Genomic DNA, 19,748 nt, shown 5'->3' on the forward strand with positions numbered 1-19,748 from the left:
GGGCGACCCTTTGCAGTTCGGAAGTGGCCGTGCGATCACCGCCTTTGCCGGATTGAACCCCAAGCTGCAGGAGTCCGGCACCTACAAGGGCCAGACGCGCATATCTCGAACGGGCTCGTCTCGCCTGAGGGCTGGGCTCTATATGCCGGCTGTTTGCTCGCTCAAGCACAACGCCGCCATCAGCGCTCTGCGGGACCGCTTGAAAGCCAGGGGCAAGACCGGCAAGCAGATCGTCTGTGCCGCCATGCGCAAGCTATTGCACATCGCCTATGGGGTACTGAAATCCGGCCAGCCTTTCGACCCTAAACTGGCCCTTGCCCACTAGGGCTCAAGACGGTATCTACGGGTATGGGTGCGTCGTAGGGTGGGCTTCAGCCCACCACAGAATGCGCCGGCAGGCCTCAGCTCCCCAACACCGACCCCACCAGTGCCCGGGCCTCCTCCTGGATGCGCGCCAGGTGCGCCTCGCCCTCGAAGCTCTCGGCGTAGATCTTGTACACATCCTCGGTGCCGGACGGCCGCGCGGCGAACCAGCCGTTCTCGGTCTCCACCTTCAGCCCGCCGATGGCCGCGCCGTTGCCCGGCGCCTCGGTGAGGATGCGGGTGATCGGCTGGCCGGCCAGCTCGCGGGCCTGCACCTGCGAGGCCGAGAGCTTGCCGAGCCGGGCCTTCTGCTCGCGGTCGGCGGGGGCGTCGATGCGCTGGTAGACCGGCGCGCCGAAGCGTTCGGTCAGGACGCGGTAGCGTTCGCCCGGGTCCTTGCCGGTCACCGCGGTGATCTCCGCGGCGAGCAGGCCGAGGATTAGCCCGTCCTTGTCGGTGGACCAGGCGCCGCCTTCCCGGCGCAGGAAGGAGGCGCCGGCCGACTCCTCGCCGCCGAAGCCCAGACTGCCGTCCAGCAGCCCGTCGACGAACCACTTGAAGCCCACCGGCACCTCCACCAGCCGGCGGCCGATGCCGGCGGCGACGCGGTCGATCATCGAGGACGATACCAGCGTCTTGCCGATGCCGGCCTCCGCGCCCCAGCCCGGGCGGTGAGTGAACAGGTACTCGATGGCCACGGCGAGATAATGGTTCGGGTTCATCAGCCCGGCCGAACGGGTGACGATGCCGTGGCGGTCGTGGTCGGTGTCGCAGGCGAAGGCCACGTCGAAGCGGTCCTTGTTCTCGATCAGCCCGGCCATGGCATGCGGCGAGCTGCAGTCCATGCGGATCTTGCCGTCCCAGTCCAGGCGCATGAAGCGGAAGGTCGGATCGACCACGCTGGACAGCACCTGCAGCGGCAGGCCGTAGCGCTCGGCAATGCGCGGCCAGTAGTGCACCCCGGCGCCGCCCAGCGGGTCGACGGCGAAGGTCAGGCCCGAGGCGCGGATCGCTTCCAGGTCGATCACCTCACCGAGCCCGCCGATGTAGGCCTCGATGAAATCGAAGCGCTGCGTGGTCGGCGCCTTCAGCGCCTGGGCGTAGCCCATGCGCCGGACGCCGTCCAGCCCGGCGGCCAGCAGCCCGTTGGCGCGCTCCTGGATCCACTTGGTCACGCCGGTGTCGGCCGGTCCGCCGTTCGTGGGGTTGTACTTGAAGCCGCCGTCGGCCGGCGGATTGTGCGAGGGGGTGATGACGATGCCGTCGGCCAGCCCGCCGGTGCGGCCCCGGTTGTAGTTCAGGATGGCGTTGGAGATCGCCGGGGTCGGCGTGTAGCCGGGTTCGCCGCCGGTCTCGTTGCAGCCCGCGTCGATGCGCGTCTCGATGCCGTTGGCCGCCAGCACTTCCAGCGCCGAGACGAAGGCCGGCTCGGACAGCGCGTGGGTGTCCATGCCCATGAACAGCGGGCCGTCGATACCTTCCTGGCGGCGGTAGTCGCAGATGGCCTGGGTGGTGGCCAGGATGTGCCACTCGTTGAAGCTGTTCTTCAGCGACGAGCCGCGGTGTCCGGACGTGCCGAACGCCACCTGCTGCGCCGGGTCGGCCGGGTCCGGCCGCCCGCTGTAGTAGCGCGACACCAGGCGCGGGAGGTTGACCAGGCTGTGCTCGTCGGGCAGGCGTCCTGCATTAGGGGCGATGGTCATCTGTCGATCCTCTGAGAAATGGAACCTGTTCGCCTGGAGTAGACCATGACTCGCAGAGGCGCCGGGGAGGAAATAGGACAGTGGTGCCAGCGGTTCATTCCCGCCTCTGTCCGGCGTTGCGCAGCAACGAAGGCGCCTCCGAACGATCCGGGCATTGAAGGAGAGCGGAAGCATAATCTGCATATGTTTTTCTTGATATAAGTGGGGCTTTGCATATTCACTAAAGGCATTGCGTGCACCGTCTCGTCAGCGGGCGGTGTCTCGCACCGCAAGCCCGATAGTCTGCTTCTCGTCGCCGCAGGCCGCGGATGCTCCGACGTGCAGTCGTGCGAACCGCAAAGCTGCTGCATGCTTACCGCTCATGGCCAGCTCCGCCCGCCTGTGCCTGGCTGCAGAGGAGAAACCATGGAACACAACATATCCCTGATCACGACCTTGGCCGGTGGCTTTGGACTGGCACTGATCTTCGGCTTCATCGCCGAGAAGGTCCGCCTGCCTGCGCTGATCGGCTATCTGGTCGCCGGCATCATCATCGGGCCGGCGACGCCGGGCTTCGTTGCCGATATGGAATTGTCGTCGCAGCTGCTGGAGATCGGCGTGATGCTGCTGATGTTCGGCGTCGGGCTGCATTTCTCGCTCGACGATCTGTTGTCGGTGAAGAAGATCGCCCTGCCCGGCGCGGTGGTCCAGATGGGGCTGGCCACCGTGCTGGGGATGGCCATCGCCATGTGGTGGGGCTGGAGCTTCGGCGCCGGCCTGGTGTTCGGCATCTCGCTGTCCTGCGCCAGCACCGTGGTGCTGCTCAAGGCGCTGGAATCGCGCGGCATCCTCGATTCGATGAACGGCCGCATAGCGGTCGGCTGGCTGGTGGTCGAGGACCTGGCCACGGTGATGGTGCTGGTGCTGCTGCCGCCGCTGGCCGGCGTGCTCGGCGGCACGGAGGTGGAGGGGGCTTCGGCGAACTCGCTGTGGTACAGCCTGGGCAAGACCCTGGTGCTGGTGGCCGGTTTCATCGCGATGATGCTGGTGGCCGGCCGGCGCATCCTGCCCTGGATGCTGATGCAGGTGGCGAAGACCGGTTCGCGCGAGCTGTTCACCCTGGCGGTGATCGCCTCCGCGATCGGCCTCGCCTATGGTGCCGCCGCGCTGTTCCAGGTGTCCTTCGCCCTGGGTGCCTTCTTCGCCGGCATGGTCATGCGCGAGTCGGACCTCAGCCACCGCGCCGCCGAGGAATCGCTGCCGCTGCGCGATGCCTTCGCGGTGCTGTTCTTCGTTTCCGTGGGCATGCTGTTCGACCCTCTCGTGTTGATCCAGGAGCCGCTGTACGTGCTGGCGGTGGTAGCGATCATCATCGTCGGCAAGTCGCTGGCCGCCGCCGCCCTGGTGCTGGCCTTCCGCTACCCGCTGAACACCGCCTTCACCGTGGCGGCGAGCCTGGCGCAGATCGGCGAGTTCTCGTTCATCCTCGCCGGCCTGGGCTTTTCCCTCGGCCTGCTGCCGCAGGAGGGCGTGAGCCTGGTGCTGGCCGGCGCGCTGATCTCCATCGCGCTGAACCCCGCGGTATTCTCCCTGATCAAGCCGTTCAAGGAACTGGCGCTGCGCCGCTCCGCCTTCGCCCGCCGCCTCGAGTTCCGCGAGGACCCGCTGGCGGTGCTGCCGACCAGCACCGAACGCAAGTACCTCGAGGGCCAGGTGGTGGTGGTCGGCTGCGGCCGCGTCGGCTGGCGCATCATCCGCACCCTGGGCCAGCGCAACATTCCCTTCGTGGTGGTCGAGCAGAACCGCGAGCGGGTGGAGAAGATCCGCAGCCAGGGGCTCGTCGCGGTGAGCGGCGATTCCGCCGATCCGGCCACGCTGATCCAGGCGCACATTGCCGATGCGGCCATGCTGGTGATCGCCACGCCCGATCCGCTCAACGTGCTGCGCATGGTCGAGATCGCCCGGACGCTGAACCCGGACATCGAGATCGTCATCCGCACTCACAGCGCCGAGGCGGTGGAAATCTTCCGCAAGCAGGAGCTGGGCCAGGTGTTCTTCGACGAAGAAGAGCTGGCGCGCGGGATGAAGGCCTACATCCTGTCGAAGTTCGCACCGGCGGCGCCGGCCGCCCACGAGCAGGGCCAGGCCGGGTAGCGCCCGGCCGCTCCGCGCGGCGAAATACGATGCAACCATCCATCCGTCCGACATGGGGTCGGAAACCCTTTCGATGTGCCACCTTTCAGAAGGACGTGCCGGTTTCGCCGCGCCGTCCTTCACCGCGACACATTGAACGAGGCCTGCCATGAACGACGAACAACGTATCCGTGAACGCGCCTACCAGCTGTGGGAAGCCGATGGTCGGCCGGAAGGCCGGGACACCGAATACTGGACGCGCGCCAGGGACGAGATCGATTCCTACACCAAGGAAGGCGACCCGCTGGCCGGCAGCATCGAGAGCAGCGTGGCGCCGCCGGCGCCGAAGCCGGGCAGCCGGGAGTAGCGCTGGCGGTCGGCCCGGGGCGGGCCGAGGCGTTGCGCTTCGGCCCGCCAACCGGGCGTATCACGCCAGGCCCCGGCCTTCGGGTGCCTGGCGGCTTTATCCAGTGGCCTGTGCGGTGAGTGGGTTGATTCGGCTTCGGATGAGCGCCGAAATCAGGCTGATCGACTCGCCAAACAGGCCACTAGCCCTCTATCACCAGCCTGCTTCGCTCGTCGGCCAGCTTGCGCAGTTCCCGTTCCACCTGGGGGCGGGCGCGGCGCAGCACCAGGCAGCGTCCTTCGCCGTCCAGGCGGCGCGCCTCGTCGTGCAGCAGGCTCGCCCCGGCGTAGTCGATGAAGTTGACGTGGTGGGCGTCCAGCACCAGGCGCCGGCCCTGGCTGCGCTGGATCAGCTGCTGCACGTAGGCGCAGGCGCCGAAGAAGATCGAACCCTCGATGCGCAGCACCTCTTCGTCGGCGTCCACGGAATGCAGCACGCGCGGAGGTCGCGCCGGCCTGCAGGTTGAGTGCGGAGCGGGTGAAGGAGCCGGCCGAGAGATAGCCGGAGAACCAGGCGCCCACCAGGTTGGACAGGCCCTGGCCGCGGGTCTCGCGATTGACGTCCAGCACCTGCTGCGACTGCGCCGCCAGGGCGCGGGCGATGGACAGGCTGGTGACCAGGCCGAGCAGCCCGCAGGCTACCGCCGCCGGCAGCAGGCGGAGGATGCCGTCGAGGTCGAAGCGCAGCGTCTCGAACGGCGGCAGGCTGCCGGAAAAGGGCGGCACCAGGGGCACATCCGCCATGCTGCCGGGTAGCGCGGCGACCAGCAGGCTGCCGGCCACCAGCCCGAGCAGCAGGGCCGGCAGGCGCGGGGCGAGGCGCCGCAGCAGCACCGCCACGGCCAGGGTGACCAGCGCCACCAGCACCGAGGGGCCGTGCACCTCGTGAAAGTGGCCGGCCAGTTCCAGGGCGCGCTGAAGTGCGGTGGAGCGGCCTTCCAGGCTGGGCAGGCCGAGCAGGCTGGGGATCTGCCCCAGGGCGATGACCAGCGCGGCGCCCAGGGTGAAACCGATCACCACCGACTGCGAGACGAAGTTCGCCAGGCTGCCGAAGCGCAGCACGCCCAGCAGCCACTGGAAGAGCCCGGCGAGGAAGGTCACCAGCAACACCAGGGCGATGTAGTCGTCGCTGCCGGGACGGGCCAGCGGGCTGACGCTGGCGAAGAGCACCACCGAGATCGCGGCCGTGGGGCCGCCGATCAGGTGCCAGGACGAGCCCCAGAGGCAGGCGACGATCACCGGCACCACCGCGGCGTAGAGCCCGTATTCCGCCGGCAGCCCGGCGATCAGCGCATAGGCGATGGACTGCGGCAGCGCGAGGATGGCGCCGGTCAGGCCGACCAGCGCGTCGCGGCCGAGGCTGCGCCCGGTGGTCCGGGGCAGCCAGTCGAGGAAGGGGAAGAGCGCGGCGAGCGTCATCGTGGCCGGAAGGACGGAGCCTCCAAGGTGGGCGCTAGGCTAGGGCTAGGGATTGGCGATCGCAGGCGGGCCCGTCGGGGCCCGTCGCGAGCCGCCGGTCAGCGCCTGGCGTTCACTGCCGCCAGGGCATTGCCGCCGTCCCGGGTGGTCACGCCCTGCAGCCAGGTTGCGACCGCCTCGGGGTTGGCTCCGAGCCAGGCCTTGACCGCCTCGTCGTTGCCGACCTTGTTGCTCAGCACCTGGTCCATGATGGCGTTCTCCATTTCCTGGGTGAAGCGCAGGTTGGCCAGCAGCTTGCCGGCATTCGGGCACTGCTCGGCGTAGCCCTTGCGCGCCAGGGTGTTGACCGTGCCGCTCTCGCCGAAATATTTCTCGCCGCCCTTCAGGTACCGGATGTCGAACTGCACGTTCATCGGGTGCGGGGTCCAGCCGAGGAAGACCACGAAGTCGTTGCGCTTCACCGCCCGGCCCACCTGCACCAGCATGGCCTGCTCGCTGGACTCCACCAGCTTCCAGTCGCCCAGGCCGAACTCGTTGCCCTTGATCATTTCCTGGATGGAGACGTTGGCCGGCGAGCCGGCGGCGATGCCGTAGAGGGTGTGCTTGAACTTGTCGGCGTGCTTGTCCAGGTCGGCGAAGGTCTTCACGCCGGCCTCGTAGGCGTAGGCGGGCACCGCCAGGGTGTACTCGGTGCCGCTGAGGTTCTGCCCCAGCTCGTCGACCTCGCCGCTGGCGACGAACTTGTCGTAGTTGCTCTGCTGGGCCGGCATCCAGTTGCCGAGGAAGGCATCGACCTGGCCCTTCTGCAGCCCGGCGAAGATGATCGGCACCGCCAGGGTCTGGATCTCGACGCGGTAGCCCAGGCCTTCCAGCAACTGGCGGGCCACGCCGTTGGTGACGGCGATGTCGCTCCAGCCCGGGTCTCCCAGCTTCACGGTGGCGCAGCTGGCGTCCTCGGCCTGGGCGTAGGTCATGGCGCTGGACAGCAGTGCGCCGGCGAACAGGGTGGTGATGGTCTTCATGACGTTTCCTTGTGGTTGAAGTGGCCGGCCGTGGGTTCGTTCCCTCTGGTCATGGCTGTGGATAACGTGCGCGGCGCTCCAGATCGTCGAGGTCGATGTGGTTGCGCATGTACTGCTGGCTGGCGTCGACCCAGGGCTGGTGGTCCCAGCTGGTGAGCCGGCCCTTTTCCAGGGCGCCGGCGACGAAGCGGCGCCGCCGCTGGCTGGCCAGGGTCGCCTGGTGGATGGCAGGGATGTCCCAGCGCGCGCGGACCTGTGCCAGGAAGGCCTCGACCACCTCGCGGTGGAGCGCGGACTCGGCCAGGTTCTCCAGCTCGCGGGGGTCGTTCTGCAGATCGTAGAGCAGCAGCGGGTCCTGCTCGGAGTAGATGAATTTCCAGGGACCGCGGCGGATCATCATCAGCGGGCTGGTGGTGCCTTCGGCCATGTATTCGCCGATCACCTCGTCGTGCCCGCCACGGCCTTCGAGGTGCGCCAGCAGCGAGCGGCCGTCCAGCGGCAGCTGCGGCTCGAGGGTGCCGCCGGCCAGTTCCACCAGGGTCGGCAGCAGGTCCACGGTGGACACCGAGGCCTTCACCCGGCCGGGCGCGAAACGCTTCGGCGCATGCACCAGCAGCGGCACCCGCGCGGCCATCTCGAACCAGTGCATCTTGTACCAGAGACCGCGCTCGCCCAGCATGTCGCCGTGGTCGCCGGAGAACACCACGATGGTGTCCTCGGCCAGGCCGCAGTCCGCCAGGGTCTCGAGCAGCGTGCCGATCTGCGTGTCGACGTAGCTGCAGGCGCCGAAGTAGGCGCGGCGGGCGTCGATGATCTTCTGCTCGGGCAGCGGCTTGTCCCACAGGTCGATGACCTTGAGCAGGCGCTGCGAGTGCGGGTCCTGCTCGTGCTGCTGCAGCCGCACTTCCGGCAGCGGGATGTCCTGCTCGCGATACAGGTCCCAGTACTCGCGGGGGATGGTGTAGGGGTCGTGCGGATGGGTCATGGAGACCGTCAGGCAGAAGGGCTGCCCGCCAGCTTGACGCACGTGGTCGTAGAGGTACTGGCGCGCCTTGAACACCACTTCCTCGTCGAAATCCAGTTGGTTGGTGCGCACGCAGGGCCCGGCCTGCAGCACCGAGGACATGTTGTGGTACCAGCTCGGGCGCACCTCGGGTTCGTCCCAGTTCACCGCCCAGCCGTAGTCGGCGGGGTAGATGTCGCTGGTCAGGCGCTCCTCGTAGCCGTGCAGCTGGTCCGGCCCGCAGAAGTGCATCTTGCCGGACAGCGCCGTGCGGTAGCCGAGGCGGCGCAGGTAATGGGCATAGGTGGGCACGTCCGCGGGGAAGTCGGCGGCGTTGTCGTAGGCGCCGATCTTCGACGGCAGCTGGCCACTCACCAGGGTGAAGCGCGAGGGCGCGCAGAGCGGGCTGTTGCAGTAGGCGGAATCGAACACCACGCCTTCGGCGGCCAGGCGGGTGAGGTGCGGCATGCGTACCGGCGAGGGGCCATGCCAGGGCATCAGGGGAGCGGCCATCTGGTCGGCCATGATGAAGAGGATGTTGGGGCGTTTCATGGGGGCCGCTGATCCATAGTGACAGATTATGCGAAGCGCTGGCCCTGATGATGAAATCGGCGGAGTATTCGGTAAACCACACGAAATCACATGTCTCGGATAAGCATTGCTAATGGCAAACGCACACGCTGAGCTCTCCCTTGATCTGCTCCGCGTCTTCGAAGCCGCCGCGCGCCATCTCAGCTTCACGGCGGCGGCGGCGGAGCTGGGTACCACCCAGCCGGCAGTCAGCCAGCAGATCCAGCGTCTGGAAAGGCAGCTGGCGACCCGCCTGTTCGATCGCGTCTATCGCGGCATCGAGCTGACCGACAGCGGCCGGCTGCTGTTCGCCCACGTGCAGGACGGCCTGCGCGCCATCAGCCTCGGGCTGGAGGCCGTCGGCGCGCGCCAACAGCACGAGGTGCTGCAGGTGGCCACCGACTTCGCCGTCGCCTCCTACTGGCTGATGCCGCGCCTGCACCGTTTCCATGAGGCCCATCCGGAGATCGACGTCAGCCTGGTGACCAGCGAGCGCACCCTGAACATGCTGAGTTCGGAGATCGACGTCGCCATCGCCTTCGGCGACGGCCGCTTCAAGCACGGCGAGGCGCTGCTGCTGTTTCGCGAGGAAGTCTTTCCGGTCTGCAGCCCGCGTCTGCTGGAAGGGCGCGCGTCGCCCCTGACGGTCGGCGCGCTGCGGGAGCTGCCGCTGCTGCACCTGAAGCCGGAAGCGCGCACCCGCTGGTTCGACTGGACCTCGCTGCTCCGCGAGCTGGGCATTGCCGAGCCCCCGGCTTCGGGCTCCTTGCGCTTCGACAACTACACCCTGCTGATCCAGGCCGCCATCGCCGGCCAGGGGGTGGCCATCGGCTGGCGCTACCTGGTCGACGACCTCATCGAGCAGGGCCTGCTGGCACGGCTGCTCGAGGCTGGCGCCACCTCGGATTTCGGCTATTACGTGGTGCAGCCCGAGCGCAAGCGGCGGGCGCGGCTGGTGCAGTGCTTCGTGCAGTGGCTGCAGCGCGAGTTGGGTGATGATGACCTGCAGCCGCGCGTCCGGAACCGGCAGGGGATCGCGGTGTGACGATGCGGGGAACCGCGCCCGCGCCGAAGTAGGGGGGATAACTCGCGAAGCGATTATCCACCGTGGCTGGATACGCAACCGCTGGGGCAACCGGTGGAAAGGCTGCGCCGTTTTCCACCCTACGGTCGCTTACCTGCGCAACTGATCAATCCACCACGAACAGCCGGGCGCCTACCGGGGTAAACGACCGGTGCGGCTCCGCGCCGTCCGCTACCTGGTAGCTCATGCCAGGCGTGAGGGTGAAGCGGCGGCCATCGGGAAGTTCAGTGTGCAGTTCGCCTTCCAGGCACAGCAGGATGTGGCCCTTGTTGCACCAGTGATCGGCCAGGTAGCCGGGGGTGTACTCGACCATGCGCACGCGGAGCGGGCCGAACTGACGGGTGCGCCAGTAGGCAGTGCCGGTTTCGCCGGCGTATTCGCTAGGCTCGATGGTCGACCAGTCGGTGGTGCCGAAGGGAATGTCCCTGATGTCCATGACGCTCCTCGGAGCCAGGGTGGGCTTCAGCCCACCGGTGAGGTGGTGGTGAGCCCAGCGGAACGCCGCCCGGCCCACCCTGCGACTGGCGGGCTTGAACGAAAAGCCGCTGCCGAGGTGACCGGACAGCGGCCTCCGGGAGCCGGTCGGCGATTACTGCCGAGCGCCGCGCACGCCGGCGCTCAGTTCGCGGCACAGGTCGAGCACGCCTTCGACGGCCTCGTCGGTGCTCCCGGCACTGGCGATCCTGTCCACCAGCGCGGAGCCGACCACCACGCCGTCGGCCAGCCTGGCGACGGTGGCGGCGTGTTCCGGGGTGCGGATGCCGAAGCCGATGCAGACGGGCAGGGCGGTGTGGCGCTTGAGCCGCGCCACGGCCTGCTCGATATGCTCCAGCGTCGCCGAGCCGGCACCGGTCACGCCGGCCACCGAGACGTAGTAGACGAAGCCGGAGCTGCCTTCGAGCACGGTGGGCAGGCGCTTGTCGTCGCTGGTCGGGGTGGTCAGGCGGATGAAGTCGATGCCCGCCGCCTGCGCCGGATGGCAGAGGTCGGGGTTATGTTCCGGCGGCAGATCGACCACGATCAGGCCGTCCACGCCGGCGTCCCTGGCATCGGCGACGAAGCGCTCCACGCCGTACTTGTGGATCGGATTGAAGTAGCCCATCAGCACCAGCGGGGTGGTCTGGTTGCCTTCGCGGAATTCGCGAACCATCTGCAATGTCTTGGTCAGGTTCTGCCGGGCGGCCAGCGCGCGGATGTTGGCGAGCTGGATTGCCGGGCCGTCGGCCATCGGGTCGGTGAAGGGCATGCCCAGCTCGATCACGTCGGCGCCGGCCTCCGGCAGGCCCTTGAGGATGGCCAGCGAGGTGGCGTAGTCCGGGTCGCCGGCGGTCACGAAGGTCACCAGCGCGGCGCGGTTCTGTTGGTTCAGCTCGTCGAAGCGCGTCTGCAGGCGGCTCATAGGTGTTCTTCCTGTTCGTCGAAGTGGTGCATGACGGTCTGCATGTCCTTGTCGCCGCGGCCGGAGAGGTTGACCACCATCAGGTGATCCCTGGACAGGGTCGGCGCGCGCTTGAAGACTTCGGCCAGCGCATGGGAGGACTCCAGCGCGGGGATGATGCCTTCCAGGCGGCAGCAGGTGTGGAAGGCCTTGAGCGCTTCCTGGTCGGTGATGGAGGTGTACTCCACGCGGCCGATGTCGTGCAGCCAGGCGTGTTCCGGGCCGATTCCGGGGTAATCCAGGCCGGCGGAGATCGAGTGCGCATCGATGATCTGGCCGTCTTCGTCCTGCAGCAGGAAGGTGCGGTTGCCATGCAGCACGCCGGGCACGCCGCCGTTGAGGCTGGCCGCATGCTGGCCGGTCTCGATACCGTGACCGGCGGCTTCGACGCCGATGATCTTCACGCTCGCTTCATCGAGGAAGGGGTGGAACAGGCCCATGGCGTTGGAGCCGCCGCCGATGCAGGCGACCAGCGAGTCGGGCAGGCGGCCTTCCTGGGCCATCATCTGGTCGCGGGTCTCCGTGCCGATCACGGCCTGGAAGTCGCGCACCATGGCCGGGTAGGGGTGCGGGCCGGCGACGGTGCCGATCAGGTAGAAGGTGGTCTCGACGTTGGTCACCCAGTCGCGCAGGGCTTCGTTCATCGCGTCCTTCAGAGTGCCGGTGCCGGCGGTGACCGGGATCACCTCGGCGCCGAGCAGCTTCATGCGAAAGACGTTGGCCTGCTGGCGGTCGATGTCGGTGGTGCCCATGAAGATCACGCACTGCATGCCGAAGCGCGCGGCCACGGTGGCGGTGGCCACACCGTGCATGCCGGCGCCGGTCTCGGCGATGATGCGCCGCTTGCCCATGCGTTTGGCCAGCAGGATCTGGCCGATGCAGTTGTTGATCTTGTGCGCGCCGGTGTGATTGAGCTCCTCGCGCTTCAAATAGATCTTCGCGCCGCCGCAGTGCTCGGTCAGGCGTTCGGCGAAGTAGAGCGGGGAGGGGCGGCCGACGTAGTCGCGCTGGAAGTAGGCCAGCTCCTTGGCGAACGCGGGGTCGGTCTTGGCCTTCTCGTATTCGGCGGCCAGTTCATGGATCAGCGGCATCAGGGTTTCGGCGACGTATTGACCGCCGAAGTGGCCGAACAGCCCGGTGGCGTCCGGACCGGTGCGTAACGAAGTCATGCTGGGCTCCTCTATGGGGTGCGATGGCGACAGGTTACGGCTGCGCACGCCAGAGCAAAAGCGATAAGATCGCCGCAACCTGTCAGTAAAACTCACGGATCATGGCTCGCGACCTGCCCCCGCTCAATGCCCTGCGCGCCTTCGAGGCGGCGGCCCGCCTGGGCAGCTTCAGCGAAGCGGCCGCTGCGCTGCACGTCACTCATGGTGCCGTCAGCCGGCAGATCAAGGCGCTCGAGGCGGACCTGGGCGTGCGTCTATTCCGCAAGGAAGGGCGCGGCGTAAAACTCACCGATGCCGGCCAGCGCCTGCGCGAGGCGACGAGCGAGGCCTTCGACCGGCTGCGTGTGGTCCGCGACGAACTGCAGCGGCGCAACGCCGAGACACCCTTCGTGCTCGGCTGCCCCGGCAGCCTGCTGGCGCGCTGGTTCATCCCCCGGCTCGATAGGCTGCACCGCGAACTGCCCGAACTGCGCCTGCAGCTGTCGGCCAGCGAGGGCGAGCTCGACCCCCGGCGCCCGGGGCTGGATGCCACCCTGTGGTTCGCCGAGCCGCCCTGGCCGGCGGACATGCAGGTGCACGAGCTGGCGGTCGAGCGCATCGGCCCGGTGATCAGCCCGCATCACCCGCGCTGCGCGGCGCGGGTGAAGGCCGGCCCCGAGGCGTTACTGAGCGAAGCGCTGTTGCACACGACCTCGCGCCCGCAGGCCTGGCCGACCTGGGCGGCGGGGCAGGGGCTGGAGGTCGCCGCGCTGCGCTACGGGCAGGGCTTCGAACATTTGTATTTCCTGCTCGAAGCGGCGCTGGCCGGCCTCGGCATCGCCATCGCCCCGCACCTGCTGGTCGCCGACGACCTCGCCGCCGGCCGGCTGCTGGCACCCTGGGGTTTCAGCGAGACCTCCGCGCGACTGGCGCTGTGGGTCCCCGGCCGGCAGCGGGACGAGCGCGCCGAGCGGCTGGCCCGGTGGCTGGAAGAAGCGCTGGGCTGACGGTTTGGTGCGCGAGCGCGCTTCCCTCATCCGGCCCGGCGGGCCACCTTCTCCCGGAGGGAGAAGGGAAAAGCGCCGGCGCGCCTGGGGTTGTGGTGAGCACCTGTAGGAGCAGGCTCTGCCTGCGACCATAGAGCACGAACTGCCGGCTCATGCCCGACCAACGCCCTCTCCCCCTTGGGGAGAGGGCCAGGGTGAGGGGCCCCCACACCGCGCCACCAATCAGCGCACCCCGTTACGCTCCAGCCGATAGGTGCTGATCGCCTCGTACACCGCCTTGCGCAGCCGGTTGATGCCGCCGATCGGCCGGTGCTCCGGCAGTGCGTGCCAAGGGTTGAACGAGAGGTTGTCGCAGGCGAGGTTCTGCTCGGGGCTGTCGAAGTCCTGTGCCGGCAGGCGGATGTCCGCCACCGTTTCGAACGGCGAGATCGATTCGTCCCATTCGATGCTGGTGTCCTCGATCGGCATGTAGTACTGCGGGTTCTGCCGCTGCACCTGCAGCGCGAAGCAGGCCGGCATGCGGTCCAGCGACAGCTGCTGGTAGAGCGCGCTGCGCAGGAAGTTCGGCAGGTCGCGGTTCTGCTCGGGCAACTGGTAGTCCGGGCATTGCTCCGGCGCCGGGATGACTCGGTACTTGATGTTGTGCGGGCCGAGTTTGTAGGGCGCCACCGAGCTGTAGGTGGTGGCGACCGGGCTTTCTGGCGCCGGCGACAGCGTCCGCAGGGCGATGAACAGGTGGCGCAGCTCCCAGGTGCGCGGGTCACCGCTGGGGAAGAAGGCCAGCACCTTCTTGCCTTCGGCCTGGGCGGCGAAATTGCTGCGGTATTCGGCCACGTCACGCACGAAGAACACCGGGTGGTTGAACATCACGAAGTCCTGCTCGCCGGCGTGGCGCGGGTCGGCGGTGAGCTTGGCGCCAGGCACGTCGAGCAGCTTGATGGCCATGCCGCGGGCATCGCGGATGCGGTCGAACTGCGGATAGGCGTTGCCGTTGGACAGCCGGACCCAGGCCTGCCACTCCTTGCTGGGCTCGGCGAACACGCCATGGCGCAGCGCCGGCGCCAGGTCGTCGCGGACTCTGACCTCGGCCCTCACGCAGCCGTGCGCCTTGGCGTGGGCGTCGCGCAACACCCGGGTGTTGTCGCGGTGCTGTTCGACCACGCCGATGGCGTCCTCGATGATTGCCTGGGTGTCCGCCGCCTCGGTCGGCGCCACCACCTCCTCGGTGGACACCGGCCCGCGGTACTTGAAGTGATAGACCAGCGCGCCGATCCCCCAGCCGGCCAGGCCGAGGACGAGCAGTGCCAGCAGCAGGCGGCCGAGCAGCCGGCCGAGCCAGAGCCAGAATCTCTTGAGCATGTGCGATTCCTCGTGCGGGTCAGCGGCAGGCCGGGCCGGGGTTGTAGGGGCGCGGCGGAATGTCCGTCAGGCGCGCTTCGAACCGCGGGTCGCCGAGCACCTTCAGGTATTCCACCAGCGCCCAGCGTTCGTGCGGTTCCAGCGCCCGGCCGATCACCCCGTTGCCGCGGCAGCCGGCGCGGAATTCGTGCCCGCGGTTGCTGTTGCCGGTGATCGCGGTATCCAGCAGGAAGCCGCCGGGGAAGGGCTCGGTACGCAGGCCGAGGTGCTTGGGGTCGTACTCGCGGCTGCCGACCCAGAAGCGCGTCTGCCGCTCGGCCAGCGGCGAGAGCAGCTGGAACAGGTTCGGCACCGAGCCGTTGTGCAGGAAGGGCGGCGTGGCCCAGATGCCGTCGAGTGGGCGCGCCTTGTAGCCGCGCAGCTCCTGCACGCCGATCGGCAGGCCGAAGCCGTCGAACTCGGCGCGCTCGGCCGGATGGATGCCGGCCTCGCGATAGGCGCGTTCCTCGACGTAGGCGGTGACGTAGGCCAGCCCCTTGGCGCTGGACAGCTTCTGCAGGTCGACGGGGCCGGACGATGCGCCATACAGCCGCACGTCCAGCCGGTCGAGCTCATCCTGCGTCCAGCCCAGGCGGCTGAGGTCGAAGCGGTGGTCGGCGATGTTGTCGGCAGCGGTCGGGTCGGTGCCGACCACCGAGGTGGGGATCACTCGCATGCGCCATTCGGGGTCGCGCTCCGGGGCGAAGCGGCGGTCGGCCGGCTTGGGCAGCGGCGCGTGGCAGTGCGCGCAGTTCTCCCGGTAGAGCGCACGGCCGAGGCTGGCCTGCTCCAGGTCGATTGCGCCGAGCAGGGGCTCCGGCCAGCGCGGCGGGGCCAGGCGCATCAGGGTGGTCTCGAGCTGGTGCAGGTCGCGCACGCGCACGCCCGAGGCATAGCGCTCGGCCTCGGGCACCGGCTGGCCGTTCTCCTGCAGCAGCCGTAGCGGCGCGCCAACGCCCAGCGCCTCGCCGATGTTGCGCGCCATCGGCTGCATCGCCGAGCCGTTCCACTGCACCCAGTCGAATTTCCAGATGTCCCACAGCTGCGGGTAGCTCACCGGGGCGTTGGCGATGCGGTAGTTGGCCGGGTCAATGGCATCGCCGAACACCGTGTTGGCGATGCGGCCGAAGGCGTCGGTCCGGCCGAAGCCTTCCTCGGTGGGGTAGAGGCCGCGGTGCCAGTCGTTGTAGGCGGTGCCGAGCAGGCGGTCGAGCACCTGCTTGAAGTCGCGGCGCAGCTGGTCGCGGTCGCGCTCGTAGTTGCCGCCGAGCACCTCGTGGGCGAAGCGGCGAAATTTGAAGGGATCGTAGTAGGTGAAGGCCATGCTCATGCCGAGCGCCTGGCCGAAGGCCCCGCCGCGCAGGGTCGGCACCGTGGACGCCAGCGAGTGCATGGCGGCGCCGCCGTCGATGCGGATCGCCTGTCCGTCGTAGCGCAGCTCCCCGGTGTGGCAGGCCGCGCAGCTCACGTCCAGGTAGGCGCGCCCGCTCTCGTCATCCTCGTGGCGGGCGAAGCCGACCGGCAGGTTGCCGGGGTTCTGCTCGCTGGGCCGCTGGCGCGGATCGACCAGGAAGCCGAAGCGCGCCAGGTACTCCGGCGCCGCCAGCTTCTCCCGGCTGAATGGCCGCTCCAGCGCGCTGAACCAGTCGTACTCCAGGCCTTTTACCTGGGTGCCCTGCGGCGTGTAGTAGTAGCGCTGCCGATCGGCGTCGCTCCACTGATCCAGGTAATGCAGCGCCTCCGGCGCCTGGTATTCCGGCAGGTTCGGATAGGCCACGAAATAAAGCCCAACGCCGGCCGCCACCACGGCCAGCAACAGCAACCCGAGCAGGGCACGGCGCAGCAATCGCATGGGTACATCCTTGTAGCTCTAGGGCGAATGCGGCTTTATGGCAGGGTCTTGGGGTGATGGCAATATGATGCCCGGCCGGTCGTCGAACTGCAGCGCTCGATCAGGGGGCTGGATTGGTGAGGGCGTTAACCGACGCGTAGCTATCTGTTCGCTTACATTTGACAGACCTGCAGATCGTCGCAGTTTAACCAGGCGATAATTATTTTGCCTTTGGTATTAATGTATTTAATTTTGTACCAGAAGCCACTGTTTTCAGTCTCGGTATATTCAATTAGATTTACTTTGTCTCCTTTCACTAAGTACATCTTTGTGGGAGATTTTACGCTTGGCTCTTCATACAGTATGGCTTTGCGGGATGTAACGGTTGTAGACAGTGGTGCGCGAAGCTTATAGTCAACGTTGTCCGTGACCAGCAGATGCTCCGTTCTGCCTCCAGATAGATAAATCGTTCTTTCTATATGATCGCACCCAACGCAGCTATCGCTGGCTTCAAGGACAAAGTCGTCGCCTTTTATCGAGTATATATCCTCGTGCCACTTTGCTCCGCTTCGGTAGCTGCTGATGATCTGGCCGTCTTTTTCATAGTAATTGCAGAGCTGTTTTGGTCCTGCTTTCAGTCTAGTGAAAGAATTGCTGTGAAAATCATATCGGAAAATTTCCGAGCAAACATTAACATTACTTCCAGCCCTATGCGTTAAAACTACCTCTGGATTGCCATCCAGCGTCATATCTTCCAAGGAAATTTCGGAGTAGCCACTTTCGATTGATTTCAGCATGTCCTGCGAAGGGGCAATGGTTTTGCACTCGCCCGACAAGCAAGCTTTTACTGGTAAAGAGGTGGGGCTTGGAACGACGAATTTAATATGGTTCGCAGCCCGATGGGCTTTTTCAGCCTCGTCTGCGGCCATGGTATGGAGGCTTGCAAGAGCGATAAGCGTTTTTAAGACGCCAAGGCAAGCGATACGCGTACGGCTTCTCTTACATAGGGTTTTATGCATCATGGAAGCTTCCATTCTCTCTTTATGGCCTCAAATATTCCTTTCCGCTCAGCCAAGCCATTACTTCCGCCATTCACAGCTAATGTGACCAATTCGACATTGTTATTTTCATTGTCAATAAGTATGTTGATATCTCCCTTCGCATTATGTTTTGTATGTACGCCACCATTGTTTCGCCAGTACCAGCAAGATACGTCTATAGCGTTGTACATGTCCGCTGCAATTAGGTCTGGCGAAGACGTGAAGTCGATCCCTCTGTAGGTCGAGTATTTTAAGTAGTTATTTTTTCATGTGAGTTGAATCAAACCTTTTCCTTTGTATTTTGGTCCATCACCCTGCGTTGTATTTCCGTTAGCCTCCGCGTTCTTGTGTCGCCCAGGGTTATATCCTTCTCCTGAGGCGAACTCGATGGTGGTTTCGAAATGTGCTGATTCATGGAAGCACTGGGAAAGGAAGTGAGCCTTTTGATAGCCTGTGGTGATGTCATGCCTTATCAATGCGGCGTTTAACATATCCACGAATTTGTTTTTATCAAAATCGTAAATAGCTGGGTAGTTTTCTCGAAATGTTGCAGTAAAGTTTCTTGATCCACCGCGCCCGGTAAACCAAGCGCCAGGCTTACCGAGAATTTTTTCCAGGAACGGAACGGTAATTTCCTCGGCTGCCGTCACAGAGAAGCAGCCCATAATTCCCAAGGGATGAAAATGCCAAGCCTTCCCATCCCCACTAATGTCATGCTTGCCCGCTAGATCGTTCCACCAACCCAGCTTTTCGATCCGCTGCTTCTCCACTTCCCAGGCCGGATTTGGCTTGCCGGGTTGTTCGGCCAACAGCGGATCGAGCTCATCCCATTTGGTTTTGTTCCAGAACCACTCGCTTTCGTATCTGGCAATCAGCCGGCCGATCACCTGAGCGTGCCAAGGCTTGGCCAGGGCTGCGCGGATTTCGCTGCTGGTCAGCACACCGTCCCGATCGGAGTCGACGATGTCGTAGAGGCGGGCCAGCGTCAGGATGGGGCCGCCGTCGGCCCTGTTGATCTGCGCGCGGTAGTTGTGCTGTTCCTCGGTATTCAGCATGCCTTTGACGTTGAAGGCGTAGGCCAGCTTGTCGAGAGGGCTTCCGGTGTCTTCCACGCATTGGAAGTCCGGCCATTCCCAGGGGCTGTGGCGGGTGGTGATCAGTTCCTGTTCGGCTAACCAGCCATCGATGGGGTTGCCGTTCATGTCAGCGAACAAGCCGTCCAGTCGCCACCATTAGGTTGTACTGCCTTCAATGGCGGTCTTGACCTGAATCCTGTTCGCCGCCGGCAGGCCATCTAGATGCGTCTGGGGAATGATCAGGTCGACGCCGATCTGGCTGCCGCTGTCGCTGAGCCTGGGTGGGTTGTCGGCGTTGATATCGTCGTAACTGTCGCTCTGCAAGGTCTGAGTAGATTTGGTTAACGATCAGTCAGCTCGATTTTTAAGCAAGAGGCTCAGTGAGCCGCTTATGCGTAGTAGCTGTCTGGTTAAGGTGCTGTTCAATCTACATCATACAAACTTCCATAATGACCAGATTTTTAGTGTTTCAGAGACAATGATCAGCGCTAGAAATATCAGGCCATAGCCAGGTAGTAACTGCGCGGCAAACAATAATACCGAGAGTGAGGGCATAAGAAAAAAAATACGAAAAGGAGTCTGTATGTAAGCAAGGTATTTCACCCAGCCTTTTTGTAACAGGAATATCAGGCATGAAAGAATGATCGAAAACTGTAACAGCCATGATAGCAGGGCCGTGACTAGATTAACTCCACCCTGTTGCTCCAGTAGAGTGATGCTCGCACTGAGATCGCTGAAATAAGGTATACGCTCACCCAGCCAGCTATTGACGCAATACCAAATGATGTAAAAGGCGTCCAATATTCCCCAAAAGAGAAAGACTGCGTTTCGTTTACCGATTGTTGCTTCTGCCTTCATGGTTAGGGTGCCTTTCGTTCATAAACGGTATTAGCGATTACTGGCTGCCAGTGCCAGGATTTGCCCGATATCTGCCAATTATCAGCTCCTTCAAGAAAATGCTGAGTAATAGTTCGCCGCTTGCCATAAGTATGAATAGCCGATCCTTCCGCGAAGTGCTGTTCATTTTCATCCAGAGCTTGCCAAACTTGGACAATATTGCGAGTGGTGTTCTGGTAATCCTTGCCATCTGAGCCAAAGACCCGCCCTTCGTCACCAAGCGAGCCCAAGC

17 protein-coding genes and 1 pseudogene are annotated in these 19,748 nt (G+C 65.3%); 5 read left to right on the forward strand and 13 right to left on the reverse strand.

Annotation, left to right across the window (positions count from 1 at the left end):
• On the forward strand, positions 1-325 hold a 325-nt coding region (locus H610_RS0107420; protein ID WP_028239086.1), incomplete at its 5' end, for an IS110 family transposase.
• A 76-nt stretch (positions 326-401) separates the two neighbouring features.
• Here the strand turns inward: H610_RS0107420 and pgm are convergent.
• Complete coding sequence (gene pgm / locus H610_RS0107425) at positions 402-2,066, reverse strand: phosphoglucomutase (alpha-D-glucose-1,6-bisphosphate-dependent) (protein WP_028239087.1); 1,665 nt, start codon at positions 2,064-2,066, stop codon at positions 402-404.
• Between the two features lie 405 nt (positions 2,067-2,471).
• Here pgm and ybaL point away from each other — a divergent pair, with 405 nt between their 5' ends.
• Entirely contained in the window at positions 2,472-4,199 is a 1,728-nt protein-coding gene (gene ybaL / locus H610_RS0107430) for a YbaL family putative K(+) efflux transporter (RefSeq protein WP_028239088.1), read from the forward strand.
• Positions 4,200-4,347: 148 nt separating this feature from the next.
• Positions 4,348-4,545 (forward strand): DUF2934 domain-containing protein, encoded by a 198-nt coding sequence (locus H610_RS0107435; protein WP_028239089.1) that lies wholly within the window; start codon positions 4,348-4,350, stop codon positions 4,543-4,545.
• Positions 4,546-4,726: 181 nt separating this feature from the next.
• On the opposite strand, the pseudogene H610_RS23465 reads toward H610_RS0107435, so the two are convergent.
• The 3 genes and pseudogenes from H610_RS23465 to betC form a co-directional block, all read right to left on the reverse strand.
• Positions 4,727-6,002 (reverse strand): annotated as a pseudogene (locus tag H610_RS23465) (SulP family inorganic anion transporter).
• Between the two features lie 98 nt (positions 6,003-6,100).
• Positions 6,101-7,024, reverse strand: coding sequence for a choline ABC transporter substrate-binding protein (gene choX / locus H610_RS0107445; RefSeq protein WP_028239090.1), 924 nt, complete (start codon positions 7,022-7,024; stop codon positions 6,101-6,103).
• A 49-nt stretch (positions 7,025-7,073) separates the two neighbouring features.
• Complete coding sequence (gene betC, locus H610_RS0107450; RefSeq protein ID WP_028239091.1) at positions 7,074-8,579, reverse strand: choline-sulfatase; 1,506 nt, start codon at positions 8,577-8,579, stop codon at positions 7,074-7,076.
• A 112-nt stretch (positions 8,580-8,691) separates the two neighbouring features.
• Between betC and H610_RS0107455 the strand changes: the two genes are divergently transcribed.
• Entirely contained in the window at positions 8,692-9,642 is a 951-nt protein-coding gene (locus H610_RS0107455; protein ID WP_028239092.1) for a choline sulfate utilization transcriptional regulator, read from the forward strand.
• Positions 9,643-9,787: 145 nt separating this feature from the next.
• Here the strand turns inward: H610_RS0107455 and H610_RS0107460 are convergent, their stop codons facing one another.
• The 3 genes from H610_RS0107460 to trpB all read right to left on the reverse strand — a co-directional run bounded on the left by H610_RS0107460 (position 9,788) and on the right by trpB (position 12,288).
• Positions 9,788-10,117 (reverse strand): DHCW motif cupin fold protein, encoded by a 330-nt coding sequence (locus H610_RS0107460; RefSeq protein WP_028239093.1) that lies wholly within the window; start codon positions 10,115-10,117, stop codon positions 9,788-9,790.
• A gap of 153 nt (positions 10,118-10,270) precedes the next feature.
• Complete coding sequence (trpA, locus tag H610_RS0107465) at positions 10,271-11,080, reverse strand: tryptophan synthase subunit alpha (protein WP_028239094.1); 810 nt, start codon at positions 11,078-11,080, stop codon at positions 10,271-10,273.
• A complete protein-coding gene (gene trpB / locus H610_RS0107470; RefSeq protein WP_028239095.1) occupies positions 11,077-12,288 on the reverse strand; it encodes a tryptophan synthase subunit beta in 1,212 nt (403 codons plus the stop codon). Before trpB ends, trpA begins: the two co-directional genes overlap by 4 nt.
• Positions 12,289-12,389: 101 nt before the next feature.
• On the opposite strand from trpB, the gene H610_RS0107475 reads away from it, so the two are divergent.
• Positions 12,390-13,274, forward strand: a complete 885-nt coding sequence (locus tag H610_RS0107475) for a LysR family transcriptional regulator (RefSeq protein ID WP_028239096.1) — start codon at positions 12,390-12,392, stop codon at positions 13,272-13,274.
• A 222-nt stretch (positions 13,275-13,496) separates the two neighbouring features.
• Here the strand turns inward: H610_RS0107475 and H610_RS0107480 are convergent, their stop codons facing one another.
• The 6 genes from H610_RS0107480 to H610_RS25385 all read right to left on the reverse strand — a co-directional run bounded on the left by H610_RS0107480 (position 13,497) and on the right by H610_RS25385 (position 19,477).
• Positions 13,497-14,633: a catalase family protein gene (locus tag H610_RS0107480; protein WP_028239097.1), complete on the reverse strand. Its 1,137-nt coding sequence runs from the start codon at positions 14,631-14,633 to the stop codon at positions 13,497-13,499.
• Positions 14,634-14,652: 19 nt separating this feature from the next.
• The gene (locus tag H610_RS0107485) at positions 14,653-16,524 is read right to left on the reverse strand and encodes a di-heme-cytochrome C peroxidase (RefSeq protein WP_028239098.1); all 1,872 of its coding nucleotides are present in this window, start codon (positions 16,522-16,524) and stop codon (positions 14,653-14,655) included.
• A gap of 152 nt (positions 16,525-16,676) precedes the next feature.
• Complete coding sequence (locus H610_RS25380) at positions 16,677-17,525, reverse strand: SH3 domain-containing protein (RefSeq protein ID WP_152529060.1); 849 nt, start codon at positions 17,523-17,525, stop codon at positions 16,677-16,679.
• Positions 17,526-17,809: 284 nt separating this feature from the next.
• Positions 17,810-18,745, reverse strand: coding sequence for a hypothetical protein (locus tag H610_RS25925; RefSeq protein WP_236614278.1), 936 nt, complete (start codon positions 18,743-18,745; stop codon positions 17,810-17,812).
• A gap of 30 nt (positions 18,746-18,775) precedes the next feature.
• Positions 18,776-18,943: a hypothetical protein gene (locus tag H610_RS25930; RefSeq protein ID WP_236614279.1), complete on the reverse strand. Its 168-nt coding sequence runs from the start codon at positions 18,941-18,943 to the stop codon at positions 18,776-18,778.
• A 108-nt stretch (positions 18,944-19,051) separates the two neighbouring features.
• Complete coding sequence (locus H610_RS25385; RefSeq protein ID WP_152529061.1) at positions 19,052-19,477, reverse strand: hypothetical protein; 426 nt, start codon at positions 19,475-19,477, stop codon at positions 19,052-19,054.
• Positions 19,478-19,748: the final 271 nt, after the last annotated feature.

It is taken from the genome of Stutzerimonas azotifigens DSM 17556 (genome assembly GCF_000425625.1).
Lineage (GTDB): Bacteria > Pseudomonadota > Gammaproteobacteria > Pseudomonadales > Pseudomonadaceae > Stutzerimonas > Stutzerimonas azotifigens.